The organism is Parasulfuritortus cantonensis, assembly GCF_004337445.1.
Lineage (GTDB): Bacteria > Pseudomonadota > Gammaproteobacteria > Burkholderiales > Thiobacillaceae > Parasulfuritortus > Parasulfuritortus cantonensis.
Map to the genome: position 1 here is coordinate 93,619 of NZ_SJZB01000027.1, position 26,893 is coordinate 120,511.

A 26,893-nucleotide genomic window follows, 5' to 3' on the forward strand; every position below is an offset into this window, starting at 1 on the left:
TGGGGAATTGGAACGGCGAGTATAGAGCTACAGTGCCTGCAGCTCGACCAGAAGCTGGCGCGTCAGCAGGGGCTTGTCGGCCAGGTAATGGTTGATCAGGGTGCGCATGAGCGCCTTGCTCTCGGCCAGGGTACGCGGGTCGGCGTAGTCGCCCGCCGCCATGTCGAGCAGGGTCTTGCCGGCATAGCTCGGCCCGGCGCCCGCCGCCACGACGCCCTGGTCCAGGCTGTAGCCATAGCGCCGGCCGGGTTCGACCGCCCCCCCCTCGGCCAGCTCGGTCAGGGTCTGGGCATAGCCGAGGGCGGACAACAGGTCGAGTTCGAAGCGGCGCAGGATCGGCTCCGGGTCGGCCTGGCCGGACAACTCGGCCAGGGTCTCGGCGTAGCGGTCGTACAGGGCCTCGTGGGGGTCGTCCGGCGGCAGCAGCTTGAGCAGCAGTTCGTTGAGATAGAAGCCGCACATGAGGGCCCGGCCGGACAGGCGCAGATCGCCGCCCTGCCATTCGGCGGCGTGCAGGGTGCGCAGGCCGCCCTTGCCGAACCAGGACAGCTCCAGGGGCTGGAAGGCGAGCAGGCGCGACTTCAGCGACGACAGCGGCCGCCGGGCGCCGCGCGCCACCAGGGCAAGGCGGCCATGGCGGCGGCTGAAGGTCTCGACGATCAGGCTGGTCTCGCGCCAGGGGTAGGTGTGCAGGACAAAGGCCGGTTCGTTGTCCCGCTTCTCACTCATGTCCGAGCGATTTCAGGAGGGCGGCGTTGTCGGTCCAGCCGCTCTTCACCTTGACCCAGCATTGCAGGAAGACCTTGGCGTCGAACAGCTTCTCCATGTCCTGGCGCGCCTCGGTGGAGATGCGCTTGAGGTGTTCGCCGCCCTTGCCGAGCAGGATCGGCTTGTGGGCGTCGCGGTCGACCCAGATCACGGCATGGATGCGGCGCAGGCCGGACGGCTCGGTCTCGTACTGCTCGATCTCGACCGCGACGCCGTAGGGGATCTCGTCGCCGGTCAGGCGGAAGACCTTCTCGCGCAGGATTTCGGCGGCCAGGAAGCGCTCGCTGCGGTCGGTGATGGCATCCTCCTCGAAGAAGGGTTCCGACTCGGGCAGGTACTTGCCGACGATGCCGAGCAGGCGGTCGCCGTCCTTCCCGTCCAGGGCCGACAGGGGGACGATCTCGGCGAACGGGAAGCGGCCCGCGGCCGCCTGCAGGAAGGGCAGCAGGCGCGGCTTGTCGGCCACCTGGTCGACCTTGTTGACCACCAGGACGACCGGCGTTCCCGTGGGCAGCAGCTTGAGGACGCGCTCGTCGGCCGGGGTGAACTTGAGGGACTCGATGAGGAACAGGACGGCGTCGACCTCGGCCAGGACCTGGGTGACCACCCGGTTCATGCTCTGGTTCAGCGCATTGCGGTGCTTGGTCTGGAAGCCCGGGGTATCGACGAAGACGAACTGCGCGTCGACCTCGGTGCGGACGCCGAGCACCCGGTGCCGGGTCGTCTGCGGCTTGCTCGAGACGATGCTGACCTTGGCCCCGACCAGGGTGTTGATCAAGGTCGACTTGCCGACGTTGGGGCGCCCGACCACGGCGATGTAACCGGCGCGCCGGATTCCGGCCGGGCTCGTCATGGCCGGGCCAGCCTCTGGTAGGCCGCCTGGGCGGCGGCCTGCTCGGCCGCCTTGCGGCTCGCCCCGGCACCCTCGGTGGCCAGGCCCAGGGCACCGATGCGGCAAGCGACCCGGAAGGTCTGGGCATGGGCCTGGCCGCTGGTGCCGAGCAGTTCGTACTGGGGCAGGCCGTGCTTGCGCGATTGCAGCCATTCCTGGAGCAGGGTCTTGGCATCCTTGCCGTGGGTGGCCGGGTCGATCTCGGCCAGGCGGCTGGCGAACAGGTGCAGGACGATCGCCCTGGCGGCGTCGAAACCGGCGTCCAGGAAGGCCGCCCCCAGGATGGATTCCATGGCGTCGGCCAGGATGGACGGCCGGCCGGCGCCGCCGCTCTTCAGCTCCCCCTCGCCCAGACGCAGATGGCGGCCGACGTCCAGTTCCGTGGCGATCTCGTAGAGGGGCTGCTGGTTGACCAGGTTGGCGCGCAGGCGGGACAACTGGCCCTCCCGGAGTTCCGGGAAACGTTCGTAAAGCAGGGCCCCGACCACGCAATTGAGGACGCCGTCGCCGAGGAACTCCAGGCGTTCGTTGTTGGCGACGCTGTAGCTGCGGTGGGTGAGCGCCTGCTCGAGCAGTTCCGGGCGCGTGAAGGCAAAGCCCAGGCGGGCCTGCAGGGCGTCCGGGGCATGCACCATCAGAGCGGTGCCGAGGCCGTGGCCACCAGGTCGACGCTGATGCTGATGCCTGCGCCCATGGGCTTCTTGCTGCTGACCGGTACGGACAGCGTCAGCATGCCGCCGTCGCGGCTGATCTCGAGGTCCTCCGCGTTGACCGTGTAGACGGAGTTGACGTCCATGCGCTTTGTGAAGGTCTGGCGCAGTTCCATGGCGCTCTGGTCGGTACCGTCGTGGAGGATGTTTTCGAGCGCCGACTTGACCGTGTAGTACTCGATGTAGGTCGGTATCGTCTTCATGGCGACCATGGCGGCGAAGCCGGCCAGGATGAGCAAGAAGATCAGTGTCGCCAGCGTGAATCCGCGTTGTCCCTGCATGCCGCCCTCCTATTCGATGAAATGGCCGATCCGGGAGAACTCGCCGAAGTTCCACCAGATCATGAAGGCGCGCCCGACGATGTTCGCGTCCGGCACGAAGCCCCAGTAGCGCGAGTCGTTACTGGCGTCCCGGTTGTCGCCCATCATGAAGTAGTAGCCGGACGGCACCTTGCACTTGAAGCCCTGGTCATTGTAGGTGCAGTTGTCGCGGTAGGGGAAATCGCCCGCCACCTGGTAGGGGATCACCGGCGGGATGCCGTACTGGGTCATGGCGATGTGGTCGTGGTTGCCGAGCTGTTCGTGCCAGGTCTGGCCGGTGATGTAGTTGAGCCCGTTGCCGACGTAGCTGTATTCGCCGGCGGCCGCCAGTTCGACCGGCTTGCCGTTGATGACCAGGCGCTTGTCGACGTACTCCACGGTGTCGCCGGGCAGGCCGATGACGCGCTTGATGTAGTCGAGGCTGGGATCCTTCGGATAGCGGAAGACCATGACGTCGCCATGGCTGGGCTGGCCGATCTCGATGATCTTCTTGTTCAGGATCGGCAGGCGGATGCCGTAGGCGTACTTGTTGACCAGGATGAAGTCGCCCACCTTGAGGGTCGGCAGCATGGAGCCGGACGGGATTTTGAACGGCTCGACCAGGAAGGAACGCAACACGAAGACCAGCAGGATGACCGGGAAGAAGCTCTTCGAATAGTCGACCAGGATGGGCAGCTTGGCGTCATGGGGCCGGTTGCGGCCGGCCGTAAGCGCGTCGACCAACCAGATGGCGCCGGTGATGACCAGCGCGACGAACAGGATCAGGGCGAAATTCACGTCTATTTGTCTCCGGTTTGCAGGATGGCCAGGAAGGCCTCCTGCGGGATTTCCACGTTGCCGACCTGTTTCATGCGCTTCTTGCCCTCCTTCTGTTTCTCGAGCAGCTTGCGCTTGCGCGTGATGTCGCCGCCGTAGCATTTGGCCAGGACGTTCTTGCGCAGCGCCTTGACCGTTTCGCGGGCGATGATGTGCGAGCCGATCGCCGCCTGCACCGCGACATCGAACATCTGGCGCGGGATAAGTTCCCGCATCTTGGCGACCAGTTCGCGGCCGCGGTACTGCGAGGTGGACCGGTGCACGATCAGGGACAGGGCGTCGACCTTCTCGCCGTTGACCAGGACGTCGAGCTTGATCAGGTCGTCCGGACGGAACTCCTTGAACTCGTAGTCGAGCGAGGCGTAGCCCCGGCTGGTGGACTTCAGCTTGTCGAAGAAGTCCATCACCACCTCGTTCAGGGGCAGCTCGTAGTGCAGCATGACCTGGTGGCCCATGTACTTCATGTCGCGCTGGATGCCGCGCTTCTGGTTGCACAGGGTCATCACGTTGCCCAGGTATTCCTCCGGCACCAGGATGGTGGCGGTGATGATGGGCTCGCGGATCTCTTCCATCTTCGACGGATCGGGCAGCTTGGAGGGATTCTCCAGCAGGCTCACGGTGCCGTCCTTCATCACCACTTCATATTCGACCGTCGGCGCGGTGGTGATCAGGTTCTGGTTGTACTCGCGCTCCAGTCTCTCCTGCACGATGTCCATGTGCAGCAGGCCCAGGAAGCCGCAGCGGAAGCCGAAACCCAGGGCCTGCGAGGTTTCCGGTTCGAAGTGCAGGGAGGCGTCGTTGAGCTGCAGCTTGGTCAGGGCGTCGCGCAGCTGGTCGTATTCGTGGGAGTCCACCGGATACAGGCCGGCGAACACCTGCGACTTGATCTCCTTGAAGCCGGGCAGCGGCGCCGGCGCCGGGTTGGCCACCGTGGTGACGGTGTCGCCCACCTTGGCCGAGGCCAGCTCCTTGATGCCGGCGATGATGAAGCCGACCTGGCCGGCCGACAGCTCGGGCCGGGCCACCGAGCGGGGCGTGAAGACGCCGACCTGCTCGCACAGGTACTCGGCCCCGGTGGCCATGAAACGGATCTTGTCCTTGGGCCTGAGGGTGCCGTCCACCACCCGCACCAGCATCACCACGCCGACGTAGTTGTCGAACCAGGAATCGGTGATCAGGGCCTTGAGGGGCGCGTCCGGATCGCCGACCGGCGCCGGGATGCGCGCCACCACGGCCTCGAGGACGTCCTCGATGCCCAGGCCGGTCTTGGCCGAGCAGCGCACCGCGTCGTCGGCCGGGATGCCGACGACCTCCTCGATCTCCTCGATCACCCGGTCCGGCTCGGCCGAGGGCAGGTCGATCTTGTTCAGCACCGGCACCACCTCGACGCCCAGTTCGATGGCGGTGTAGCAGTTGGCCACGGTCTGGGCCTCGACGCCCTGGGAGGCGTCCACCACCAGGAGCGCGCCCTCGCAGGCCGACAGCGACCGGCTGACCTCGTAGGAGAAGTCCACGTGCCCCGGGGTGTCGATCAGGTTGAGCTGGTACTCCTGGCCATCGCGGGCCTTGTAGCTCAGGGCCGCGGTCTGGGCCTTGATGGTGATGCCGCGCTCGCGCTCCAGGTCCATGGAGTCGAGCACCTGTTCCTCCATCTCGCGATCCGACAGGCCGCCGCACAGGTGGATGATGCGGTCCGCCAGGGTCGACTTGCCGTGGTCGATGTGGGCGATGATGGAGAAATTGCGGATGTTGCGCATGGACGAGGCGGAATACGGGTTATTGCAGGCGCGCCATTCTACCCGATGCCGGCCCTAGCCGGTCGTCAGGCCCATCATGGCCAGGTAGGCATCGGCGCTGGTGGTGCTGTTGTATTCCGCCACCGCGGCGCGCAGGACCTCCGCCGGCAGGGGCTGCGCCAGGGTGCGCAGGATCGCCGCGGCCAGGGCATCGACGTCGCCAACCGGCACCAGGACGCCGTAGCGGCCGTCGGCCAGGATCTCGTCCGGGCCGCTCGGGCAGGCCGTCGAGACGGCCGGGACACCCAGGGCCAGGGCCTCGGTCAGGGCGTTCGGCGACCCCTCCCAGGCCGAGGACAGCACGAACAGGCTGGCGCGCGCCAGCCACGGATAGGGGTTGGCCATGAAGCCCGGCATGGCCACGGCCTCGGCGATGCCGAGCGACTCCGCCAGACCGGCCAGGGCGGTGCGGTCGCGCCCCTCGCCCAGGATCACCAGGCGCGCCGGGCGCTCGCCGTGCACCTTGGCGAAGGCGCGTATCAGGGTCGGGAAGTCCTTCTGGCGGGTCAGCCGGCCCATGCCCAGGACCACGGGCGGCTGGCCGGGCCGGAACCAGGGATGGTCGAGCGGCTCGGCGGCCTTGGCATGGATGTCCGGGGTGATCACCGGGTTGCGGATGACGCGCACCCGCTCGGCGGCCAGGCCGGTGATGGCCAGGGTGTCGTCGGCGACGCCGCGCGAGACGGCGACGACGCCGTCGGCCAGCGGGTAGAGCCGGCGCATCGGCTGGTAGCGCAGCCAGCGCACCAGGCCCGACTTGTCCTTCATCGCCTCGGACAGGGTGGTGCCCAGGCGGATGTAGATGGGCACCCGGACGCCGGCCAGCTTGCGTGCCAGGAGGGCGGCGCGGCCGGCCCGGTCCTTGGCCACCAGCATGGCGTCCGGGCGGGCGCGGCGCAGGTAGCGGGCGATGGCGGCCAGGCTGAGGCCGCTGTGGCGCACGCCCAGGCGGACGACGTTGACGTTGGCCGGCAGGTCGCGCAGGTGGCGGCTGTCGTCGCGCAGCAGGACCAGGTCGACGGCGAGGCCGGGCCGGCGGGCGAACTCGACCACCAGGTTGGTCACCATGCGTTCGACGCCGCCCTCGCCGGAGAACGAGATCAACACCGCCAGGCGCTTCACGGCGTCAGCTCCAGGGCCGCCAGGTAGGCCTCGGCGCTGGCCGCCACCGTGTACGGGCGCGCCGCGGCCTTGAGCGCCTCCCGCTCGGGTGGCCGGCGCAGCAAACCCTCCAGGGCGTCCGCCAGGGCGGCATCGTCGGCCACCGCCACGAGCGGTCCGTAGCGGCCGTCCGCCAGCACCTCGCGCGGGCCGCTCGGGCAATCGCAGGCGGCGGCCGGGGTGCCCAGGGCCAGGGCCTCGACCAGGACGATGCCCAGGCCTTCCCAGCGCGAGGTCAGGGCGAAGGCCGCGGCACGCGCCATGTAGGGATAGGGATTGGCGACGAAGCCGGGCAGGTCCAGGCGATCCGCGGTGCCCAGCTGCCCGGCCAGGCGCATCAGGGCGTCGCGCTGGCGGCCCTCGCCGAGGATCACCAGCCGGCAATCCAAACGTTCGACCAGGCGCGCGTGGGCACGGACCAGGGTGGCGAAGTCCTTGCGCGTGCTCAGTTCGCCGACCCCGAGCAGCACCGGCGGCGCGCCGGCCGCGAACCAGGGGTGGGCGACCGGCTCGGCGGCGAGCGCCGCCATGTCCGGCCGCACGACCGGGTTGGCCACCACCCGGATGGCGTCCCGGGCCAGGCCGGCGTAGGCCGCCAGGTCGTCGGCGGCGCCGAGCGAGGGCACCAGGACGTGGTCGGCGTGCCGGTAGAGCAGGCGCATGGACCCGGTCTGCACGACGCGGTCGAGCCAGCTGCGGCTGGCCAGGTTCTGCGACACCGTGGTGCCCAGGCGCAGGGCCAGGCGGGTGTCGCCGCCGGCCAGGCGGCGGGCCAGCCAGGCCGTGCGGTTGACCCGGTCCTTGTCGGCCAGGAGGACGCGCGGCCGCTCGCGGCGCAGGTAGCGCACCAGGTACGGCAAGGCGGTCGCCACGTGGCGCACCGGGAAACGCAGGTGGCGACCGCCGGCGGGCAGGGCCGGCAGCTCGGGGCCGTGGCCCTGGATGCCGAGGACGTCCACGCGCACGCCGCGCCCGATCATGGCCGGCACCAGGTTGGCCAGGATGCGGTCGACGCCGCTATGGCCGGAGGTGGCGGCGAAGATGGCAAGTTTCACGGCCTGAACCGCGCCCGAGTCAATCGACATATAACACCCATCGTCCCCAATAAACGCCTGTCGCCACACATTCGGCGACGCACATCCGGATTCATCTCGCTGGCTGCGAAATTATTGCCACCTACGCCAGACTACGTGCAATCGGGTGGCATGGACCGTAAGTGTACATTAATGAAACAACGGCGCTAGCACTTCATCGCTAAAGGCATCCATGACTTTCCTTGCACCGATTGAATTCAGATGATCCCCGTTAAAATATAAAGGCAAGCCATTCTCGGCGGCAATGCACCCACCGTTTTTACAAAACAATGGAACCGGGTCAAACACTTGCACCGATGGAAACCTCTTCAGCAAAGAATCAAGAACCTCATCATACGGGGCGATACGCCTTGCATAGGCAGAATATGACATCGAACACTTTCCGCCAACGTTTCGTCTGTCTGTGATAGTAAAAGGCCGGATGGCAAAACATTCATGAATATCGAAATCCAGATCAGGCACATCCTTCATAAGAATGACCTTCCGGCCACCGAGAAGCGCCGCGTTCAGAAATTTCTCGCCGTTCTTAATAAAATTGCCAACTTCGTCCGGACCAAATTCGCCAGCATGCCTCCAGTTGACTCCCTTAACGCCAACCTTTCCTGGGATAGCCTTAGACCAATAGGCCGACAGGATGATGGTATTGATTCCGTGATCGCGCTTTAAGAAAGCTATCAAATCATTATATTTCTGAAGGCACGCCCCCTCTTCCTTATAGTTTCCGGAAGCAAAAGGCAGGCAACTGGTACCGATGATCTTGAGTACGGCATGACCGGCCAAATAATCTGGCATAACCGCGGCGTAGTGCTGAGCATGAGAGTCCCCGAAAAACGCAACCGTTGGTTTTGAGTCACCCACAACCGTACACTCGCCGCGTTCAAAATGAGAAGATCTCAGATCAGGGAAGTACTTGTCGCAATCAGACTGAATCAGATTTGGCTGTGGATGCGCAAAAATCTTGGCGACCCCAACAGGATCGTCGATTCGGGATTCATAGCCGTCATTCTCGTATACGACATAGCCCAGCCACCCTACTACGGCCATGAGAAGCGCGAGGACGGTGGCCTTCGCAACACTACGAATATCTCGCCTAATTGGTTTCTCGACAAAAATATACGTCACATATGCAAACATAATAGATAACGCGACGCACGCCAGACGAATCATTACATTTGGCGTATCCTCCTCAATAATCCTCGAAAACGACAACAGAGGCCAATGCCACAAATATAATGGGTAACTAATCAATCCGAACCAGACAAATACCCTGCTTGACAGAATTGCACGGTTAAAAATGGCGTCGGCGCCGGCGAGAATGATAAGTACAGCACCCAGCACGGGAATCATGGCCCATGCTCCCGGATACGGAACATCCCTATCTACCAAGACGAAACCACATACCAGCGTAAATAAGCCAGTAACGGAAAAAATGTCCGATAGCTTATGTTTTGTGTTCTGCCAACCATTTCCCATCCAGGAAACGAATGCCGCCGCGGATTTATGGACGACGACATTATTGCCCAACGTCTTGTTGACAGATATCCACGCCAGCAAACTCCCACATGACAGTTCCCAAAACCGCGAGAAAGGCATATAGAATGCCATTCCGTCGTCGTCCACCACCCAACGCATATTGAAGTAAAACGACAAAACGATCACGCCAACAATCAAGGAAAACGTCCTCAGCCAACTCTTCCAGAGCAACCAGACAAGCAAGGGCCAAACGATATAAAATTGCTCTTCAATCCCGAGGCTCCAAAGATGCAACAGAGGCTTTGTCTCGGCTGCATTGTCGAAATATCCAGACTCACTCCAGAGCGCAAAGTTCGACACAAACCCCGCACCGGCCGCGATATGTTTGCCTAGTTGTTTGTATTCATCGGCCATCAAGACAAACCAGCCAAGTGCATTACAAAACAACAAGACAATTAATAACGTTGGAAATATTCGTTTGATTCGACGCACATAAAACTCGACAAAGCTAAATCTTCCCTTTCTATGATTCTCAAAGATAATTGTCGATATCAGATAGCCAGATATGACAAAGAAGATATCAACCCCTGTAAACCCGCCCGGAGCCAACGTTGGGAAAGCATGAAATATCACGACTGGAATGATCGCAAGCGCTCTAAGACCATCGATGTCGGGACGATATCTAGGGTGCGAAAGATGAGGATGCCGAGCGGACGTCATGTACGTTATCCGAGTGGACGCGATGCGGCAGGCAACGCTTTGTCAAATGCGATCTTCAACAAAGAGAACACCTCCCTGGGGAAATCCCGGAGCCATCAACGGCACGATAGCCCGTCGGCCGATCTTCGGCGCGAAACGAGAGCAGCGGAACCCTGCATCACTTCGCTGCAATCCCGAAAGTCTGCAGGTAGCCCCGGCAGGCCCGTTCCAGGGTGTATTCGGCGACCGCCGCGCGCAATTCGTCGGCCGCCAGCGGCTGCGCCAGCACCTGCCGGATGGCCCGCTGCATCGCGTCGATGTCGCCGATCGGCACCAGGGGGCCGTAGCGGCCGCCGGCCAGGATCTCGCGCGGGCCGCTCGGGCAGTCGGTCGCCACCGCCGGGGTGCCGCAGGCCAGGGCCTCGGTCAGCACGTTGGGCGAGCCCTCGCGTTCCGAGGCGAGGACGAACACGGCGGCGTCGCGCATGTAGGGGAGCACGTTGGTCACGAAGCCGGGCAGGTCGACCCGCTCGGCGATGCCCAGGCGGGCGGCCAGGCGGGTCAGGTTGTCGCGCTCCTTGCCCTCGCCCAGGATCACCAGGCGGCAGTCGGTTTCCGCCATCACCCGGGCCGCCGCCTGCATCAGGTCGTCGAAGCGCTTCACCGGCGCCAGGGAGCCGGCGCCCAGGATCACCGGCGCCTGGCCGGGCGCGAACCAGGGATGCGGGTTCGCCGCCGCGCTCAGGGCCGCGAAGTCGGCCAGGATGGTGGGGTTGCGCACCACCGCGATGCCGGCGCGGGCCAGGCCGGTCACCTCGGCGAGGTCGTCCGCGACCCCGTCGGAGACGCAGATGACGCCGTCGGTACGGGCATACAGGCGGCGGATGTCGCGCCGGTGCCACCAGCGCCGCAACGGATTGGCGCCGGACATCTTGGGGCGCGACGACAGGTGGATGCCGCAGCGCAGGAACACCCGGGTGCCGACCGCGGCGGCATCGCGCGCCGCCACGGCCTGGCGGTCGTCCTTGCCCTTGGCCGACATGAGCACCGCCGGGCGTTCCCGGCGCAGGTAGTCGACCGTCGCCTGGAACTGGCGCGCGCGCTCGGCGGGCAGGCGCAGCAGCCGCACGGTCGGCGCCAGGTGCTGCAGGTAGGGCAGGTCGCCGGTCTCGGCGACCAGGAAGTCGGTACGGTAGCCGAGCGCCGCGAAGCCGGAAGCCAGCACCACCATGTTGCGTTCGACGCCGCCGTCGCTGAAGCTCGGTATGTAGACCGCGATGCCTGCGCTCAACGGCCCAGCCCCATGATTTCCAGGTAGCGGCTGGCGCTGTTCTCGAGCGTGTAGCGCTGCGCCGCCTGGCGCAGGTCCGCGGCCGCCGGCGGCTGCGCCAGGGTCGCCAGCATGGCCGCCGCCAGGGCGTCCGGATCGGACATCGGCACCAGGGGGCCCCAGCGACCGCCCTCCAGGATTTCGAACGGCCCGCTCGGGCAGTCGGTCGCCACCAGCGGCACGCCGACAGCGAGCGCCTCGGTGAGGCCGTTCGGCGAGCCCTCCCAGAGGGACGACAGCACGAACAGGGACGCCCGCGCCATCCACTGGTAGGGGTTGGCGACGAAGCCGGGCATGGCGAGGTTGTCGCTGACGCCCAGTTCCGCGGCCAGGTCCTGCAACTCGCCGCGCAGCTTGCCCTCGCCCAGGATCACCAGCCGGCAGGGCCGCTCCCGGCGCACCCGGGCGAAGGCCCGGAGCAGGGTCGGGAAGTCCTTCTGCGGCTCCAGGCGGCCGACGCCCAGGACCACCGGCGGCTCGCCCGGGGCCAGCCACGGGTGGTCGAGCGGCTCGGCGGCCATGGCGTACAGTTCCGGGCTCACCACCGGGTTGGGGGCGACCTGGATGCGCGGCGTCGGCCAGGGCCAGCCGAGCAGGCCGGCCAGGTCCTCGGCGACGCCGTTCGACACCGAGATGATGCCGTCGTCGCGCGGGAAGTAGTCGCGCAGCAAGGCCAGGTGGTGCGGCCGCTTGGCCGGCTTGAGGGCCTCGATCTCGGTCGTCATGTGGGTGTTGGCGGTCACGAACACCCGGGTCGGCACCCGGGCGATGGCGCGCGCCCGCAGGGCCAGGGCGTTGACCCGCAGGCGCTGGGCGAGCAGGACGCGGGGCCGCCTGCGGAACAGGTAGGCGGCCAGGAAGGGGACGCCGGTCAGGGCGTTGGAGGTCGGCATGTCGACCACCCGGATGGCCGGATCGAGGCGGTCCATGTACGGGCTGTCGCGCTCGGCGAGCAGGAGATCGACCTTGACGCCCCGGCGGGCGAATTCGTTCATCAGGTGGACGCGCATCTTGCCCACCCCGCCATGGAACAGCGAGGCGACGAAGATGGCCAGATCGGCTGATGGGGCGGTCATAAGGCTGGGGCCTGGAGGTTGCTGCCCACCGGCACGGCGGGCTGGGACGTAATCGCGGCCTTGCGGGCAAGGCGACGGCAGTTTACCCGCTCAGCGACGCCCGTGACCAGTCTCCGCCGGCCCTCAGAAGCGGTAGCCGTAATCCGCTATCGCGTCGGCGAACAACCGCGCCACCGCCGCCCGTCCCTGCGTCGAGTAATGGTCCCGGTAGTGGCCGCGGCCGCTGCTGCGCTTGGCATGGGGCAGGCACAGGGGCTCGGCAAAGCCGATCCGGCGCCGCACCGCGTCGAGGTCCTCGGCCAGGTTCTCGAAGCGGCCGACCATGTCGCAGACCGGCCGGCCGTCCAGGGTGAGGCCGAAGTACCAGCGCCGCATCCGGGCCGCCTCGGCGGTGTCCGCCTCGAGACGGGCCAGGTAGGTGGCGAAATCCGGGCGCCGCTCGGGCGGGCGGTTGCGGTAGGTCCAGAAATACGCCGACACCGCCCAGTCCCACGGGTTGCGGACGAAGGCGAACTTGAAGTACCCGGACCAGTCGGCGTCCAGGTAGTCGCGCACCTCGGCCGGCGTCGCGTGCGGGCCGGACAGGCCGCGCCGACGGTAGTACGCCTTGACCGCCGAGTTGAGGCCGCCCGCCAGGCGCCGCTGGCGCACGCCCCCCCGGACCAGACGCGGCCAGAGCGGCGGGCTGAGCGCGACCGACCAGCTGCCGGGGTGGACCGGGATGCCGTGCGTCAGGGCATCCTCGAGGCCGCCGATGACGACGTCACGCGAACCCAACTGCGGCAACAGCGCCAAGGTGACCGAACTGCCACCGGTCTTGCCGAGATGGAAGAAAACGAATCGATGTCGATGAGAAATGATCACGCGAACCTGCCCGAGTGCCCGGCCGGATACACGCCTGCTCGAAAGCGGAACGCCAGAGGCGCGACGGCCGATTGAAACCCATGGAAAGACCGGTTCCGGCCGGTGCCACGAAAGAGTGAAACCGCCGTCCCCAGCCTCCAGACTTAAGGAACACTTATAATTGCGGCAGTCAGGCGGGTACAAGTACCTTTACCCGGTTTTAATCTGCGCCGGCATGCCGTGGACGCCTGCACGCCGGCTGGCTAGAATGCGCCCCTCCCCGCCCGCGGCCGGCTGCCCCGATCGAAAATCCGGAGAACTATCTTGCTGGTCACCTGGAATCTGACCTCCCGCGTCAACAAGTTCCGCTCCGCCGACGTGCTCGTCCTGTCGGTCGGCAAGAGCGGCCGCACCTGGCTGCGTGTCCTGCTCAACAAGTACCTCGCCCTGCACTTCGGCCAGGACTTCACCCTCGACGACCTGCACGAACAGGCCGCCGGGGTGCCCTCCATCCTGTACGACCACGAGCTCTGGTCGCACTTCAGCGATGCCACCTGGTACGAGCGCCTGCTCGGCAGCAACATCGCGCCGCCCGCCGTGCTCGGCAGCAAGAAGGTGGTCATCGTCTACCGCGATCCGCGCGACGTCGTGGTCTCCATGTATTTCCAGAAGACCAAGCGTTCGCGCCGCAAGATCGAGATCGCCATCGCCGATTTCATCCGCGACGCGCGTTATGGCGTCGACAACATCGTCCGGGTGATGAACCTCTGGCACCGACGCCTGGCCGGCCACAAGCAATGCCACTGGCTGTGCTACGAGACCCTCAAGGCCGATACCGCGGGCGAGTTGCGCCGGCTGCTCGAGTTCATGGCCATCGCGGACATCCGCGACGACCTGATCGCCGAGGCGGTCGCCTTCGCCGAGTTCGGCAACATGAAGAAGATGGAGGCCGCGGACGCCTTCGGCAGCCCGATCCTGCGCGCCCGGGATACTGCCGATCCGGATTCGTTCAAGGTCCGCGAGGGCTCCGTGGGTGGCTTCCGGAAGCACTTCCAGGCGCCCGAACTGGCCTACCTGGACGACGCCCTGACCCGTCTCGACCCGTTCTTCCCCTATCGCGGCGGCGCGGCGGCCGACTAGCCCAGTTTGGCGATGATGCCGGTGGTGCTGCGTCCGGCCAGGACCGGGATGAGCGCCACCGAGCCGCCCCAGGATTTCACTTCCGCCGCCCCGACCACCTGGTCCTCGCGGTAGTCGTCGCCCTTGACCAGGACGTCCGGGCGCAAGGCCAGGATCAGGTCCAGAGGCGTCTCCTCGCCGAACAGGACCACGGCGTCGACCGCCTCCAGCGCCGCCAGCACGCGGGCCCGGTCGGCCTCGTGGATGACCGGCCTGGCCGGCCCCTTGAGCCGGCTCACCGAGGCATCGGTGTTGAGCCCGACCACCAGGCGGTCGCCCAGCTTGCGCGCCTGCTCCAGGTAGCCGACGTGGCCGGCGTGCAGGAGGTCGAAGCAGCCGTTCGTGAACACCACGCGCCGGCCGTCCCGGTGCCAGGCCTCGACCTGGGCGCGCGCGCGGGTCCAGTCGCAAATCTTGTCGGCCTGGCTGATGCCGCCCTGGCGCTCCATCTCGCGCGCCAGTTCCCAGGCCTCGACCGGTACCGTACCGACCTTGCCGACCACGATGCCGGCGGCCAGGTTGGCGAGCACGCCGGCCTCTTCCAGGCCGAGGCCGGCAGCCAGGCCGGCGGCCAGACTGGCGATCACCGTGTCGCCGGCGCCGGAGACGTCGAACACCTGGCGTGCCCGGGCCGGCAGGTGCACCTGGGACCCGGCGCGCACCAGCGACAGGCCCTCCTCGCCACGGGTCAGGGCGACGAAGTCGAGTCCGAGATCGCGTACCAGGCCGGCCACGCCGGCGAGCAACGCCTCGGTGTCGCGCACGGAGACCCCGGTCGCCTCGGCCGCCTCGCGCTTGTTCGGGGTCAGCCCGGTGGCGCCGCGGTATTTCCGGTAGTCGCTGCCCTTGGGGTCGACCAGGACCGGGACGCCGGCGCCCCGCGCCATGGCGATGACGGCTTGGCACACCTCGGCCGGCAGGCAGCCCTTGGCATAGTCGGAAAGGATCACCACGTCGGGGACATCGGCGGCCAGGGCGGCGCGCACGGCGTCGAGCAGGCGCGCCTGCTCGACGGCCGGGAAGGCACCCGTCTCCTCGCGGTCGAGGCGGATCATCTGCTGGTGGCTGCCGATCACCCGGGTCTTGCTGATGGTCGGGCGCGGCCCCCGCAACAGCCCGTCGGCGGCGATGCCGGCGGCCGCCAGTTCGGTTGCCAGGGCGCGGCCGTCGAAGTCCTCGCCGACGTGACCGTACAAGTCCACCCGCAGGCCCAGGCCGGCCAGGTTGGCAGCCACGTTGCCGGCCCCGCCCAGGCGGACCGTCTCGCGGCCCAGGCGGACCACCGGCACCGGCGCCTCGGGCGAGATGCGCTCGACTTCGCCCCACAGGTAGCGGTCCAGGATCAGGTCGCCGACCACCAGGGCCCGGGGCGTCCGCCCGGCCGGCGTCGGAAAGCCGTGGCGGACGGCATCGACCAGGCTATTCAAGGTCGCCGCCCTCCACCAGGTCGCACAGGATGTGGCCGATCAGGATGTGGGCCTCCTGGACGCGCGCCGTGTCGTCCGAGCCGACCACCAGCGCGAGGTCGCAGGTTTCCTTGAGCTGGCCACCCCGGCCGCCCAGCAGGCCGACCGTGTAGGCGCCGATCTCGCGCGCCTTGGCGATGGCGAGGAGGACGTTGCGGCTGTTGCCGGAGGTGGAGATGCCGACCACCACGTCGGCCGCCGTGCACAAGGCCTCGACCTGGCGGGCGAAGATGTGTTCGTAGCCGTAGTCGTTGCCCACCGAGGTGAGGATCGAGGTATCGGTGGTGAGGGCGAGCGCGGCCAGTCCCTTGCGCTCGCGCCGGTAGCGCCCGACCATCTCGGCGGCCAGGTGCTGGCTGTCGGCGGCGCTGCCGCCGTTGCCCAGCCAGACGACCTTGCCACCGCGCGCCAGGCAGGCGCGCATCTCGCGCGCCAGGCGGGTGATGTCCGGAATGAGCGGATGCAGCGAGGCGATCACCGCCTGGTGTGCCTCCAGGGCCATCTGGATCGGATTGCTCACAGGAATGCCGTCGAAAAATAATTTGGAATCATAAGCCCAAGGCGGGACGCCGGTTACAGCAAAAATACCGTCGCCAGGCCGAGGAAGATGAAGAAGCCCATCGAGTCGGTGATGAAGGTGGTCAGCACCGCCGAGCCGAAGGCCGGGTCGCGGCCGAAGCGGTCGATGACGGCCGGGGCGAAGTAGCCGGCCAGGGCGGCGACGATCAGGTTGAGCATCATGGCCGCCGCCATCACGGCCCCCAGGGCCATCGCCGTGACGCCGCCGAGCGGGGCGTCGCGGTACAGGAGGTAGGCGACCACGCCCATGATGCTGCCCCAGACCGCGCCGTTGAGCACCGAGATGCCCAGTTCCTTGGCGAGCAGGCGCTTGCTGTTGTCCTTGTTGATGAGGCCGAGGGCGAAGCCGCGCACGACCAGGGTCGAGGTCTGGTTGCCGGAGTTGCCGCCCATGCCGGCGACGATGGGCATCAGGGCGGCCAGGGCGGCCAGCTTCTCGATGCTGCCCTCGAAGAGCCCGACCACGCGCGAGGCGATCAGGGCGGTGACCAGGTTGATGCCCAGCCACAGCCAGCGGTTCTTGGCCGCCTTCCAGACCGTGGTGAAGAGGTCTTCCTCTTCGCGCAGACCGGCGGCCTGGAGGAGGTCGGACTCGGATTCGGCGCGGATGTAGTCGAGCACCACGTCCACCGTGAGCCGGCCCACCAGGCGTTCCTTGGCGTCGACCACCGGCGCCGTGACCAGGTCGTAGCGCTCGAAGGCCTGGGCGGCGTCGGAGGCCTCGTCGGAGGGATGGAAGGTGACCGGCTCGTCCGACATCACCGCGGCGACGTGCGCCTCCGGGTCGTGCACCAGCAGGCGTTTCAACGGCAGCGTGCCGAGCAGGCGGCCGTCGCGCTCGACCACGAACAGCTTGTCGGTCTGCGGCGGCAGGTCGCCGAGCATGCGCAGGTAGCGCAGGCCGGTCTCCAGGGTGACGTCGCAGCGGATGGTGACGAAGTCGTAGTCCATCAGGGCGCCGACCGAGTCCTCGTCGTAGGACAGCGAGGACTCCACCTGCAGCCGCTTGGCGTGGTCGAGCGACTTCATCAGCTCCTGGACCACGTCCTTCGGCAGGTCGGGCGCCAGGTCGGCGATCTCGTCGGTGTCCAGGCTGGCGGCGGCGGCCACCAGTTCCCGGTTGTTCATCGCCTCGATCAGGGTTTCCCGGACCGCGTCCGAGACCTCGAGCAGGATCTCGCCGTCGCGCTCGGCCTTGACCAGGTCCCAGACCAGGAGGCGGTCTTCCAGCGGCAGCGCCTCGAGTACGTAGGCGACGTCGGCCGGGTGCATCTCGTCCAGCTTGTGGGTCAGCTCGGCCAGGTTCTGCTTGTGCACGAGGGTTTCCACCAGCTCGTGGCGCGGCATGTCCTGCTTGTGGACGAGCGACTCCACCAGCTTCTGCCGGGCGATGAGGAGCATCACCTGTTCCAGGCTGTCCTCGACGTGCTCCTTGGCCTTGTCCTCGTGCTGGTCGTCCATGTCTTGCGGCCGCCCCCGGCGTCGTTGCTGAACGGCACGGGCACGCCCGCGCCAACGGAAATGACGAATTTTAACCCAGCGTCAGCGCGGCACGCTCACCTGCCACATGCGCGCCGCGATGATGCCCTGGCGCTTGGCCAAGCCGCGCGCGCCCGGATGCGTCTCGTAGTAGCGCGGGTTCGGGATCATGGCCGCCAGGCGGGCCGCCTCGCCGGGCCCCAGCCCGGCGGCGGAAGTCTTGTAGTAGCGCCGGGCGGCCGCCTCGGCGCCGTAGACGCCGTTGCCCCACTCGATGACGTTGAGGTAGACCTCCAGGATGCGCCGCTTGGTCCACAGCTGCTCGATCATCACGGTGATGACCGCCTCCTGCAGCTTGCGCACCGGGTTGCGCGAGGCCGACAGGAACAGGTTCTTGGCCAGTTGCTGGCTGATCGTCGAACCGCCGGCGACGATGCGGCCCTTCTTCAGGTTCTTCTCCACCGCGTTCTCGATGCCCTCCCAGTCGAAGCCCTCGTGCTCGAGGAAACGGCTGTCTTCGGCGGCGATCACCGCGCGCTTGAGGTGGATGGAGATGCGGCCGTAATCGACCCACTGGTGCCGCAACTCGGCGTCCGGCCCCTTCTTCTCCTGCAGTCGGTCGAGGCCGGCCGCCATGAAGGCGGTGTTGGCCGGATTGAACCAGTTCCACCACAGCACCCCGGCCAGGAAGCCGACTTGCAGGTAAAGGGTCAGGATCAGGACGATCAGGCCGCCCCGCCACCACCAGCGCCGCATCAGGCGTTCCGCAGCATGGCGATGACCGGGGCCGTCTGCGGACGCACGCCGCGCCAGATGGCGAAGGCCTCGGCGGCCTGCTCGACCAGCATGCCCAGGCCGTCGGCGGTGCGCGCGCCGTGCGCGCGGGCAAAGGCCAGGAAGGGCGTGTCGCGGCCGTACATCATGTCGTAGGCGAGGGCGCCGCGCATGAAGATGTCCTCCGGCAAGGGCGGCAGGTCGCCGGCCAGGCTGGCCGCGGTGGCGTTGATGACGAGGTCGAAGCGGCGCCCCTCCAGGGCCTCGAAGCCGCCGCCGTAGCAGTCGAAGCGGGCAGACAGCTCGCGTGCCTTGTAGGCGGTGCGGTTGGCGACGAAAAGTTCGGCGGGCTCGCGTTCCATGAGCGGCAGGCCGACGCCGCGCGCGGCGCCGCCGGCACCCAGGAGCAGGATGCGCTGACCGGCGGGGTCGAAGTCCAGGTTGTTGAGCAGGTCGTTGACCAGGCCGGCACCGTCGGTGTTGTCGCCCCAGATCTCGCCGTCGGCAAAGGTCAGCGTGTTCACCGCCCCGGCCGCGTCGGCACGCTCGCTGCGTTCGCCGGCGAGCAGGTAGGCCTGCTCCTTGAACGGCACCGTGACGTTGGCACCCCGGCCGCCGGCGTCGCGGAAGGCGAGCACGGCGCCCCGGAAATCGTCCATCGGCGCCTCGATGGCCTCGTAGACGAGTTCCTGCCCGGTCTGGCGCGCGAATTCGGCATGGATCAGCGGCGACTTGGAGTGGGAGATGGGATTGCCGAACACGGCGTAACGGTCGGTCATGATGTCGGAACCGGGGCTATTTGGGTCGGCGCGATTGTACGTCCGTTGAGCCGCCAAGTTTAGGCACCATTGTGGTGCACACGGGCACCGTTTGCGTGCAGAAAAATTCCCGTATTGCCCGATAGGCCTTGTGGCACAATGCTTTTCGCTGCCTTGCCGCTGGCACGACGCGTGCTAGCTCAGGCTCGGTGTGGTTTCCACATTACTTGTGCAATCTGTGATTAGGAGTTTAAACATGGCGGTCGCCGACGTAATGAAGATGATCCAGGAAAACGACGTCAAATTCGTCGATTTCCGCTTTACCGATACCCGCGGCAAGGAACAACACGTTTCCGTGCCGGTGTCGGCTTTCGACGAAGAGAAGTTCACCGACGGCCACGCCTTCGACGGTTCCTCGATTGCCGGCTGGAAGGGCATCCAGGCTTCCGACATGCTCCTGATGCCGGACCCGGACACCGCCAACATCGACCCCTTCATGGACGAGCCCACCCTGATCCTGTCCTGCGACGTGATCGAGCCGGATACCGGCAAGGGCTATGACCGCGACCCGCGCTCCATCGCCAAGCGTGCCGAGGCCTATCTGAAGTCCTCCGGCATCGGCGACACCGCCTACTTCGGCCCGGAACCGGAATTCTTCATTTTCGACTCCGTCACCTGGGGTGACGACATGTCCGGCAGCCACGTCAAGATCAATTCCGAAGAGGCCGCCTGGTCCTCCGGCGAGCAGACCGAAGCCGGCAACATCGGCCACCGTCCCAAGGTCAAGGGCGGCTACTTCCCGGTTCCCCCGATCGACTCCCTGCAGGACATCCGCTCGGCCATGTGCCTGGCCCTGGAAGAGATGGGCGTCCCGGTCGAAGTCCACCACCACGAAGTCGCCACCGCCGGCCAGTGCGAAATCGGCACCAAGTTCGGTTCCCTGACCCAGCGCGCCGACTGGACCCAGATCCTGAAGTACGTGGTCCACAACGTCGCCCACGCCTACGGCAAGACCGCCACCTTCATGCCCAAGCCGATCGTCGGCGATAACGGCTCCGGCATGCACTGCCACCAGTCGATCTGGAAGGACGGCAAGAACCTGTTCGCGGGCAACGGCTACGCCGGCCTGTCCGAGACCGCCCTGTACTACATCGGCGGCATCATCAAGCATGCCAAGGCCCTGAACGCCATCACCAACCCCGGCACCAACTCCTACAAGCGTCTGGTCCCCGGCTTCGAAGCCCCGGTCATGCTGGCCTACTCGGCCCGTAACCGTTCCGCCTCGATCCGCATCCCGCACGTCGCCTCGGACAAGGCCCGCCGTATCGAAGTCCGCTTCCCGGACCCGATCGCCAACCCGTATCTGGCCTTCGCCGCCATGCTGATGGCCGGTCTGGACGGCATCGAGAACAAGATCCACCCGGGCGATCCGGCCAGCAAGAACCTGTACGACCTGGAGCCGGAAGAAGAAGCCGCCATCCCCAAGGTTTGCCACAGCCTCGACATGGCTCTGGAAGAACTCGACAAGGATCGCGCCTTCCTGACCAAGGGCGGCGTGTTCAGCAACGAGTTCATCGACGCCTACATCGATCTGAAGATGGAAGAAGTCACCCGCCTGCGGATGACCACGCACCCCATCGAGTTCGACCTGTACTACTCGGTCTGACCGGAATCGGCATCTGAACGGGGGCGGCTGCGGCCGCCCCTTTTTATTGCCGGTAGGATGTACATTCCCTACACTCGGGACATGCGCCAAGCCTGCCTAGCCCTGCTGCTGGCCTGCGTCGCCCAGTCGGCGCCGGCCGCCGTCTACAAGTACGTCGACGCCGACGGCAACGTCACGTTCAGCGATCACTATCGCCCGGGCGCCGTGAAGTTCCTCGACACCCGCGACGGCGGTACGATCCGCAGCACGCCGCGCAAGCGCGGCGGCGTCGAGACGCCGGCAGACTTCCCGCGCGTCGACGCGCGCACCCAGAGCAGGCGCGACGACGTCCGCCGCTCGCTGCTCCTGGACGAGCGCAAGAACGAGGAGAACGCCCTCGCCGCGGTGCGCAGCCAGATCGACAACGGAAAGGCGCGCACCGTCGCGGAGCGCGAGAAGCTCGACGAAAGCCGCCGCCTGCACGAAAAGAACATCGAGATGCTGGACAAGGAGTTGGCCCGCATCAAGTAGAAATACCCGAATCCGGTTCACTGGCTCGCTTCTTGCTAAATCACGGGTGAAAACCTCAGGTCGTCCCGAATGAACCGCATCCCGCCTGGCATCGACATACTCGCTACCGCCGTTCTCGTCCTCGACGAGCAGCGCGTGATCCGCCATATCAATCCGGCGGCGGAGAACATGTTCAGCATCTCCTCCTACCATGCCATCGGCCGGCCGCTCGGTACCCTGATCAAGGAACGCACCGAACTGGTGCGGGCGATGGAGGCCGCCTTGCAGGAGGGCGTCAGCTTCACCGAGCACCATATGCTCATCGAGTCGGGCGACCACAGCCTGATCCTCAACCTGACCATCTCGCCGCTGGAGGACGAGGCCGGTGCCCTGGTACTGGAATTCCACTCGGCCGGCGGCAGCGTCAAGATCGCCCGCGACGAGCAGGCCATGGCCCAGGCGCAGACGGTGCAACTGCTCCTCAAGCAGCTCGCCCACGAGATCCGCAACCCGCTCGGCGGCATCCGGGGCGCCGCGCAACTCCTCGAGGCCGAGCTGAACGGCGCCGATCTGTCCGAATACACCCAGGTCATCATCCAGGAGACCAACCGGCTGCAAAGCCTGCTCGACCGCTGGCTGACCCCGGCCAAGCGGCCGGAGATCCGGCCGGTCAACCTGCACGAGGTCCTCGAGCGGGTGCGCAACCTGCTCCAGGCGGAGTTTCCCCGCCTCGACATCGAGCGCGACTACGACATCAGCGTGCCGAACATCCAGGGCGATCAGGAACAACTCATCCAGGCCGTCCTCAATATCGCCCGCAATGCCGGCCAGGCCCTGAACGGCGAGGGTACCGTACGCTTCGCCACCCGCATCAGCCGCCAGGTCACGCTGGCGATGAAGCGCTGGAAGCTGGCGGCCCGCATCGACATCACCGACGACGGCCCCGGCATCCCCGAGGACATGCAGGACAAGGTCTTCTTCCCCCTGGTATCGGGACGCGAGAACGGCTCCGGCGTCGGCCTGACCCTGGCCCAGAGCCTGGTCCAGCGCCACGAAGGCACCATCCACATGGTCAGCGAACCCGGTTTCACCTGCTTTTCCATCTACCTGCCCATCAAATGACCGTGCACCGGCGCCCCGCGACCCACATCATGCCCGGCCGCCCCGGCGCCCGCCCGGCCCGCCCATCCACCTCCCACATTCGACTGCCCTAACATGAAACCAGTCTGGATCATCGACGACGACCGTTCCATACGCTGGGTCTTCGAAAAGGCCCTGAAACGCGAGAACCTGCCGCACCGCATCTTCGAATCCGCCGAGGACGCCTTGCGGGCCCTGGATACCGACAGCGACGGCGCCGGCGCCGTGCTTTCGGACATCCGCATGCCCGGCATGGACGGCCTCGAATTCATGAGTCGGCTCAAGGTGCGCATGCCCAAGGTCCCGGTCATCATCATGACCGCCTACTCGGACCTGGATTCGGCCGTATCGGCCTTCCAGGGCGGTGCCTTCGAATACCTGCCCAAGCCGTTCGACATCAACCACGCCCTGGCCCTGATCCACCGAGCCCTGGAGGAATCGGGCCACGGCGAGGAGCACATGGACGGCCAGGCCGCCGCCGCCAGCCAGGGCATGCTCGGCCAGGCCCCGGCCATGCAGGACGTCTTCCGCGCCATCGGCCGCCTGGCCCAGTCGCATGCCACGGTGCTGATCACCGGCGAGACCGGAGCCGGCAAGGAACTCGTCGCCCACGCCCTGCACCGGCACAGCCCGCGCAAGGAAAAGCCGTTCATCGCCCTGAACACCGCGGCGATTCCCAAGGACCTGCTGGAAAGCGAACTGTTCGGCCACGAGCGCGGCGCCTTCACCGGCGCCACCGCGTCCCGGCGCGGCCGTTTCGAGCAGGCCGACGGCGGCACCCTGTTCCTCGACGAGATCGGCGACATGCCGGCCGAGTTGCAGACCCGCCTGCTGCGCGTCCTCGCCGACGGCGAGTTCTACCGCGTCGGCGGCATCAGCCCGGTGCGGGTGAACGTCCGGGTCATCGCCGCCACCCATCAGAACCTCGAGGAACGGGTGCGCCAGGGCCAGTTCCGCGAGGACCTGTTCCATCGCCTGAACGTCATCCGGATCAAGCTGCCGGCCCTGCGCGAACGGCGCGAGGACATCCCGCTGCTGGTACGCCATTTCCTGCAGAAGAGCGCCCGCGACCTCGGGGTCGAGGCCAAGCAGGTCTCCGACGACGCGCTCAGGGCCCTGTCCGCCCTGCCCTATCCGGGCAACGTGCGCCAACTGGAGAACCTCTGCCACTGGCTGACGGTCATGGCACCCGGCCAGGTCATCGAGGCCAAGGACCTGCCTCCCGATGCCCTGCAGGAACCGGTCGGCGACGCCCTGGACTGGGCCGAGGCCCTGGCCCGCACCGCCCAGGGGCGGCTTGCCCGCGGCGAGGCCGGCATCCTCAACGACCTGACCGCCGAGTTCGAACGCACGCTGATCCAGGTCGCCCTCAATCACACCGGCGGCCGCCGCATCGAGGCCGCGAACCTGCTGGGCTGGGGCCGCAACACCCTGACCCGGAAGATCCAGGACCTGATGCCCGGCGAGGAGGGCGAATGACCCTATAATCCGGGTCATGCCTAACCGACTTCCGCGCAGATCTCTGCTCGCCGCGATGCTGGCCGTCTGGGCCGCCGGCGGCCTCGCCGCCGACGTCTCCGACGTCGCGGCCGTTCCCCATCTGGACGCCCGCGGCCAAGCCGGCTACCGGGAATTCCTGGCGATCACGCCGCCGCGCGCCTTCGCCGTCGCCCCGGGCGGCGCCTGGGGCTACTCGATCGAGGCGGCCGATCCGGCCATGGCCGAGCGCGAAGCTCTCGCCAACTGCCAGGCCAACACCCTGCAACGCTGCCTGATCTACGCCCGCGACGACGCCGTGGTGCTGAACCGTGCCGAGTGGGCGCGCGCCTGGGGCCCCTACAAGAGCCGTGCGGACGCCGCCCGCGCCGCCACCGGCACGCTGCCCGGCGCCCGCCTTGCCGACCTCGCCTTCAAGGACGCCAAGGGCAGGCCGGTGAAGTTGTCCGACCTGCGCGGCAAGGTGGTGGTGCTGCATTTCTGGGGCTCCTGGTGCCCACCCTGCCAACGCGAACTGCCCGACCTGGTCCGGCTCGCCGAAGCCGCCAAGGGCGACAACGACATCCGCTTCGTCTTCCTGCAGGTGCGCGAGGGGTTCGGCCAGGCGGGCTCCCTGGCGCGCAAGATCGGACGTGGCCTGCCGGTGTGGTACGACTCCGGCATGACGGACCGGCGCGACGCCGAGTTCCGCCTCGCCGACGGCGGCCGTCTGCCCGACCGCGCCCTGGCCATGGCCTTCCCCACCACCTACGTGCTCGACAAGCGCGGCATCGTGCTCTTCGGCCACGTCGGCCCGGTCGCCGACTGGTCGCAATATCTGGCCTTGCTGCGCGACGCGGCCGCCCGCTCCGGCAAGTAAAAAGGCCCGGCGCCTTGCGGTCGCCGGGCCCCAAGCCCCTCAACGGGGGACGGACGTCAGTCGGTCTCTTCCCAGCCGGTGATCATCGCCTTGATGTGCGCCATCGGCGTATGACCGGCGGTGGTCAGGTAGACGTGGGCGATCACGAAGATCAGCATCATGTAGGCCGCCAGGGCATGCAGGGTCGCCACCCAGGGCAGGCTCAGGTACTGGTCCCAACCCCAGGCCGTCCAGTTGTCGTAGAAGATGTAGCACCAGCCGGTGATCCAGAGCATCGGCCCGACGGCCACCAGGATGAACAGGTAGGCCAGGCGCTGCAACGGGTTGTGCTTCTTCAGGGGGGTCGCGTTGAACGGGTGCGGCGCGTCGGTGAAGATGCCGTACAGGTAGAACTTCACCATGGCGTCCACCTTCTGCAGGGTCGGGATGTACTGCTTCCATTCCCCCGTGGTGAAGTGCCAGAAGATGGCGAACAGCCACAGGCCGACCAGCGACCAGGCCAGCACGGTATGGGCCGCCACGGCGTTCTGGAAGCCGAACAGCTTGTAGCTGCCGTGGACCTCGAAGCCGGTCACCAGGAGGCTGATGATCAGGGCCGCCTGGGACCAGTGCCAGAAGCGCTCGAAGACCTTGAAGACATAGACCTTGTTACTCATGTTTGGCTCCTTTCTTGGCCGCGTAGATGCGGCCGGCGCCGTGTCCGAGGACGCCGATCAGGGTCAGCAGGGCGATGCTCCAGCCGAGCATGTCCATGGTCTTGTTGGAGCTGCGACCGGGCATGTAGATGCCGGGGACCTTGTCCAGGCGACCGACGCCGGTGGCGGGCTGGTGGCACTGGGCGCAGGTCAGGGCATCACCCTTGGGGCGACCATGTGGGTGATCGGCCAGTACATCTCGGTGCTGACGAAGCCGTAGCTGCCGCTGAAGTTCTCGTTCACCGAGCGCATGCCGGCTTCCAGGGCCTTGTTCCAGTCGAACACCTTCCAGAACGCCGTTTCGTCGCCCTCGCCGCCGAAGGTGTGCGGGATCAGCAACTGGTCGGTGGCCTTGTCGTACGGCTGTTTGCCGCTGAACACCTTGATCGGCCAGATCTTCGACTTGCCGTCGGTCGGGCTGCCCTCGAAGCGGTTGATCTGCACCAGCTTGGTCGGGTCGAGCTTGGTCTCGCGCAGCGTGTAGTCCACCTTGCCGTTGAACCAGACGTAGGTCGGGATCACGTTGGCTTCGTAGGTGAAGTTACCCTTCTTGCTGTCGTAGGAGGGATGGCCGCCGCTGCCCTTGAGCACGAAGGGCTTGCCGTCCTGGTCCAGCTTGCCGGCGGTCGACCAGTCCCACGACATCTTGGTCGGTTGGCCACGGGCGAACTCGGGGATGTGGCAGGTCTGGCAGGCGATCTTCTCGGCGTGCGTGTTCAGACGGGCGTTGTGCTTGTGCGGGGCGTTGGTGTGGCAGGCCTGGCAGGTAGCCGGATTGGCATCGTCCTTGCCGCGCATGTGGGTGCTGTCGCCGGCGTCCTTGGCGGTCGGCGCATAGCGGCTGCCCGGGACCTGGTGGCCGGTGGTCTTGTGGCACTCGCCGCAGCTGAAGTTGAGGCCGTCCTTGTCCATGTGCACGTCCAGGTACTTGGACGGGTTGGTCAGGGTGCTGTCGATGTCGCCGTGCTTCACGGCATCGCCGCCGCCGCCATAGAAGTGGCAGGCGCCGCAGTTCTTGCGGCCGGTCTTGCCGACGCTCTGGGCCGAGGCCTCGAGGTCGACCGCCTTGACGATCTTGCCGGAATGGGGCGGGAACTCGACGTCCTGATAGACCGGATTGCCGGCGAAGCCCGGGAGCTTGCGGTAGGTGCCGGTGCTCTCGTGGCAGACCAGGCAGTCGATGTTGTCAGGATTCTTGAAGTCGAAGGTGTCGTCCTTCCAGCCGTAGCCGATGTGGCAGGCCGTGCAGAAGGCCTGGTTCGACGAGATCGACGTGCAGAAGTTGTTGACGATGTGCTTCTTGCCCAGCACCTGATTGGTCTGAGGATTGAGAA

Annotated in this window: 26 protein-coding genes; 6 read left to right on the plus strand and 20 right to left on the minus strand. The window is 66.7% G+C overall.

Translation table 11 applies throughout. The features are described from left to right. Positions 1-27: 27 nt before the first annotated feature. The 12 genes from recO to EZJ19_RS07380 all read right to left on the minus strand — a co-directional run bounded on the left by recO (position 28) and on the right by EZJ19_RS07380 (position 12,999). A complete protein-coding gene (gene recO / locus EZJ19_RS07325; RefSeq protein WP_131446133.1) occupies positions 28-729 on the minus strand; it encodes a DNA repair protein RecO in 702 nt (233 codons plus the stop codon). Continuing rightward, positions 722-1,621 carry a GTPase Era gene (era, locus tag EZJ19_RS07330; protein ID WP_131446134.1) on the minus strand — a complete coding sequence of 300 codons (900 nt, stop codon included), beginning with the start codon at positions 1,619-1,621 and terminating at the stop codon, positions 722-724. The genes recO and era overlap by 8 nt, the downstream gene beginning before the upstream one ends. Continuing rightward, entirely contained in the window at positions 1,618-2,295 is a 678-nt protein-coding gene (gene rnc, locus EZJ19_RS07335; RefSeq protein ID WP_131446136.1) for a ribonuclease III, read from the minus strand. Before rnc ends, era begins: the two co-directional genes overlap by 4 nt. After that, positions 2,295-2,651: a DUF4845 domain-containing protein gene (locus EZJ19_RS07340; protein ID WP_131446138.1), complete on the minus strand. Its 357-nt coding sequence runs from the start codon at positions 2,649-2,651 to the stop codon at positions 2,295-2,297. Before EZJ19_RS07340 ends, rnc begins: the two co-directional genes overlap by 1 nt. Before the next feature lie 9 nt (positions 2,652-2,660). Next, a complete protein-coding gene (lepB, locus tag EZJ19_RS07345) occupies positions 2,661-3,467 on the minus strand; it encodes a signal peptidase I (RefSeq protein ID WP_131446140.1) in 807 nt (268 codons plus the stop codon). A 2-nt stretch (positions 3,468-3,469) separates the two neighbouring features. Next, positions 3,470-5,263 (minus strand): translation elongation factor 4, encoded by a 1,794-nt coding sequence (gene lepA / locus EZJ19_RS07350; protein ID WP_131446142.1) that lies wholly within the window; start codon positions 5,261-5,263, stop codon positions 3,470-3,472. A 54-nt stretch (positions 5,264-5,317) separates the two neighbouring features. Then, entirely contained in the window at positions 5,318-6,424 is a 1,107-nt protein-coding gene (locus EZJ19_RS07355; RefSeq protein WP_206199357.1) for a glycosyltransferase, read from the minus strand. Then, positions 6,421-7,518, minus strand: coding sequence for a glycosyltransferase (locus tag EZJ19_RS07360; RefSeq protein WP_206199358.1), 1,098 nt, complete (start codon positions 7,516-7,518; stop codon positions 6,421-6,423). Before EZJ19_RS07360 ends, EZJ19_RS07355 begins: the two co-directional genes overlap by 4 nt. 168 nt (positions 7,519-7,686) lie before the next feature. Beyond that, a complete protein-coding gene (locus EZJ19_RS07365) occupies positions 7,687-9,750 on the minus strand; it encodes an acyltransferase family protein (RefSeq protein WP_131446146.1) in 2,064 nt (687 codons plus the stop codon). Between the two features lie 157 nt (positions 9,751-9,907). Further along, a complete protein-coding gene (locus EZJ19_RS07370; protein WP_206199359.1) occupies positions 9,908-11,020 on the minus strand; it encodes a glycosyltransferase in 1,113 nt (370 codons plus the stop codon). After that, positions 11,017-12,135, minus strand: a complete 1,119-nt coding sequence (locus EZJ19_RS07375; RefSeq protein WP_131446148.1) for a glycosyltransferase — start codon at positions 12,133-12,135, stop codon at positions 11,017-11,019. Before EZJ19_RS07375 ends, EZJ19_RS07370 begins: the two co-directional genes overlap by 4 nt. Positions 12,136-12,258: 123 nt before the next feature. Further along, positions 12,259-12,999, minus strand: coding sequence for a sulfotransferase family 2 domain-containing protein (locus tag EZJ19_RS07380; RefSeq protein WP_165873504.1), 741 nt, complete (start codon positions 12,997-12,999; stop codon positions 12,259-12,261). Between the two features lie 303 nt (positions 13,000-13,302). Here EZJ19_RS07380 and EZJ19_RS07385 point away from each other — a divergent pair, with 303 nt between their 5' ends. Next, positions 13,303-14,118 (plus strand): sulfotransferase domain-containing protein, encoded by an 816-nt coding sequence (locus EZJ19_RS07385; RefSeq protein WP_165873505.1) that lies wholly within the window; start codon positions 13,303-13,305, stop codon positions 14,116-14,118. Here EZJ19_RS07385 and rfaE1 read toward each other — a convergent pair. The 5 genes from rfaE1 to aroE form a co-directional block, all read right to left on the minus strand. Further along, complete coding sequence (gene rfaE1 / locus EZJ19_RS07390) at positions 14,115-15,584, minus strand: D-glycero-beta-D-manno-heptose-7-phosphate kinase (protein WP_338069418.1); 1,470 nt, start codon at positions 15,582-15,584, stop codon at positions 14,115-14,117. The genes EZJ19_RS07385 and rfaE1 overlap by 4 nt on opposite strands. Continuing rightward, complete coding sequence (locus EZJ19_RS07395) at positions 15,577-16,125, minus strand: SIS domain-containing protein (protein WP_131446191.1); 549 nt, start codon at positions 16,123-16,125, stop codon at positions 15,577-15,579. The genes rfaE1 and EZJ19_RS07395 overlap by 8 nt, the downstream gene beginning before the upstream one ends. Before the next feature lie 71 nt (positions 16,126-16,196). Beyond that, positions 16,197-17,663, minus strand: coding sequence for a magnesium transporter (gene mgtE, locus EZJ19_RS07400; protein ID WP_131446154.1), 1,467 nt, complete (start codon positions 17,661-17,663; stop codon positions 16,197-16,199). Positions 17,664-17,744: 81 nt separating this feature from the next. Further along, entirely contained in the window at positions 17,745-18,437 is a 693-nt protein-coding gene (gene mtgA / locus EZJ19_RS07405) for a monofunctional biosynthetic peptidoglycan transglycosylase (RefSeq protein WP_131446156.1), read from the minus strand. Beyond that, the gene (gene aroE / locus EZJ19_RS07410) at positions 18,437-19,234 is read right to left on the minus strand and encodes a shikimate dehydrogenase (protein WP_131446158.1); all 798 of its coding nucleotides are present in this window, start codon (positions 19,232-19,234) and stop codon (positions 18,437-18,439) included. Before aroE ends, mtgA begins: the two co-directional genes overlap by 1 nt. A 235-nt stretch (positions 19,235-19,469) precedes the next feature. Between aroE and glnA the strand changes: the two genes are divergently transcribed. From glnA to EZJ19_RS07435, 5 genes are all read left to right on the plus strand, one after another. After that, positions 19,470-20,879, plus strand: coding sequence for a glutamate--ammonia ligase (gene glnA / locus EZJ19_RS07415; protein WP_131446160.1), 1,410 nt, complete (start codon positions 19,470-19,472; stop codon positions 20,877-20,879). An 81-nt stretch (positions 20,880-20,960) separates the two neighbouring features. Next, entirely contained in the window at positions 20,961-21,389 is a 429-nt protein-coding gene (locus EZJ19_RS07420; protein WP_165873506.1) for a DUF4124 domain-containing protein, read from the plus strand. A gap of 69 nt (positions 21,390-21,458) precedes the next feature. Further along, a complete protein-coding gene (glnL, locus tag EZJ19_RS07425; RefSeq protein WP_131446164.1) occupies positions 21,459-22,490 on the plus strand; it encodes a nitrogen regulation protein NR(II) in 1,032 nt (343 codons plus the stop codon). Positions 22,491-22,583: 93 nt separating this feature from the next. Beyond that, complete coding sequence (ntrC, locus tag EZJ19_RS07430; protein ID WP_131446165.1) at positions 22,584-23,987, plus strand: nitrogen regulation protein NR(I); 1,404 nt, start codon at positions 22,584-22,586, stop codon at positions 23,985-23,987. 16 nt (positions 23,988-24,003) lie between these two features. Beyond that, on the plus strand, positions 24,004-24,864 hold the full coding sequence (locus EZJ19_RS07435) for a TlpA family protein disulfide reductase (protein WP_131446167.1): 861 nt from the start codon (positions 24,004-24,006) through the stop codon (positions 24,862-24,864). A gap of 56 nt (positions 24,865-24,920) precedes the next feature. On the opposite strand, the gene EZJ19_RS07440 is transcribed toward EZJ19_RS07435, so the two are convergent. The 3 genes from EZJ19_RS07440 to EZJ19_RS07445 all read right to left on the minus strand — a co-directional run. Next, positions 24,921-25,520, minus strand: coding sequence for a cytochrome b/b6 domain-containing protein (locus EZJ19_RS07440; RefSeq protein WP_131446169.1), 600 nt, complete (start codon positions 25,518-25,520; stop codon positions 24,921-24,923). Next, on the minus strand, positions 25,513-25,644 hold the full coding sequence (locus EZJ19_RS16595) for a hypothetical protein (RefSeq protein ID WP_276320101.1): 132 nt from the start codon (positions 25,642-25,644) through the stop codon (positions 25,513-25,515). Before EZJ19_RS16595 ends, EZJ19_RS07440 begins: the two co-directional genes overlap by 8 nt. A gap of 65 nt (positions 25,645-25,709) precedes the next feature. Next, positions 25,710-26,893 (minus strand): tetrathionate reductase family octaheme c-type cytochrome (locus tag EZJ19_RS07445; RefSeq protein WP_240754693.1); only part of this gene is annotated, 1,184 nt, incomplete at its 5' end.

What these genes read in the sequence shown, in the direction of transcription:
- era (WP_131446134.1), bottom strand. Translation starts at nt 1,621, where the DNA reads ATGACGAGCCCGGCCGGAATCCGGCGCGCCGGTTACATCGCCGTGGTC.
- mtgA (WP_131446156.1), bottom strand. Translation starts at nt 18,437, where the DNA reads ATGCGGCGCTGGTGGTGGCGGGGCGGCCTGATCGTCCTGATCCTGACC.
- aroE (WP_131446158.1), bottom strand. Translation starts at nt 19,234, where the DNA reads ATGACCGACCGTTACGCCGTGTTCGGCAATCCCATCTCCCACTCCAAG.
- EZJ19_RS07420 (WP_165873506.1), top strand. Translation starts at nt 20,961, where the DNA reads ATGCGCCAAGCCTGCCTAGCCCTGCTGCTGGCCTGCGTCGCCCAGTCG.
- glnA (WP_131446160.1), top strand. Translation starts at nt 19,470, where the DNA reads ATGGCGGTCGCCGACGTAATGAAGATGATCCAGGAAAACGACGTCAAA.
- EZJ19_RS07435 (WP_131446167.1), top strand. Translation starts at nt 24,004, where the DNA reads ATGCCTAACCGACTTCCGCGCAGATCTCTGCTCGCCGCGATGCTGGCC.
- recO (WP_131446133.1), bottom strand. Translation starts at nt 729, where the DNA reads ATGAGTGAGAAGCGGGACAACGAACCGGCCTTTGTCCTGCACACCTAC.
- mgtE (WP_131446154.1), bottom strand. Translation starts at nt 17,663, where the DNA reads ATGGACGACCAGCACGAGGACAAGGCCAAGGAGCACGTCGAGGACAGC.
- glnL (WP_131446164.1), top strand. Translation starts at nt 21,459, where the DNA reads ATGAACCGCATCCCGCCTGGCATCGACATACTCGCTACCGCCGTTCTC.
- EZJ19_RS07395 (WP_131446191.1), bottom strand. Translation starts at nt 16,125, where the DNA reads ATGGCCCTGGAGGCACACCAGGCGGTGATCGCCTCGCTGCATCCGCTC.
- rnc (WP_131446136.1), bottom strand. Translation starts at nt 2,295, where the DNA reads ATGGTGCATGCCCCGGACGCCCTGCAGGCCCGCCTGGGCTTTGCCTTC.
- lepA (WP_131446142.1), bottom strand. Translation starts at nt 5,263, where the DNA reads ATGCGCAACATCCGCAATTTCTCCATCATCGCCCACATCGACCACGGC.
- EZJ19_RS16595 (WP_276320101.1), bottom strand. Translation starts at nt 25,644, where the DNA reads ATGCCCGGTCGCAGCTCCAACAAGACCATGGACATGCTCGGCTGGAGC.
- ntrC (WP_131446165.1), top strand. Translation starts at nt 22,584, where the DNA reads ATGAAACCAGTCTGGATCATCGACGACGACCGTTCCATACGCTGGGTC.
- EZJ19_RS07375 (WP_131446148.1), bottom strand. Translation starts at nt 12,135, where the DNA reads ATGACCGCCCCATCAGCCGATCTGGCCATCTTCGTCGCCTCGCTGTTC.
- EZJ19_RS07340 (WP_131446138.1), bottom strand. Translation starts at nt 2,651, where the DNA reads ATGCAGGGACAACGCGGATTCACGCTGGCGACACTGATCTTCTTGCTC.
- EZJ19_RS07365 (WP_131446146.1), bottom strand. Translation starts at nt 9,750, where the DNA reads ATGACGTCCGCTCGGCATCCTCATCTTTCGCACCCTAGATATCGTCCC.
- EZJ19_RS07440 (WP_131446169.1), bottom strand. Translation starts at nt 25,520, where the DNA reads ATGAGTAACAAGGTCTATGTCTTCAAGGTCTTCGAGCGCTTCTGGCAC.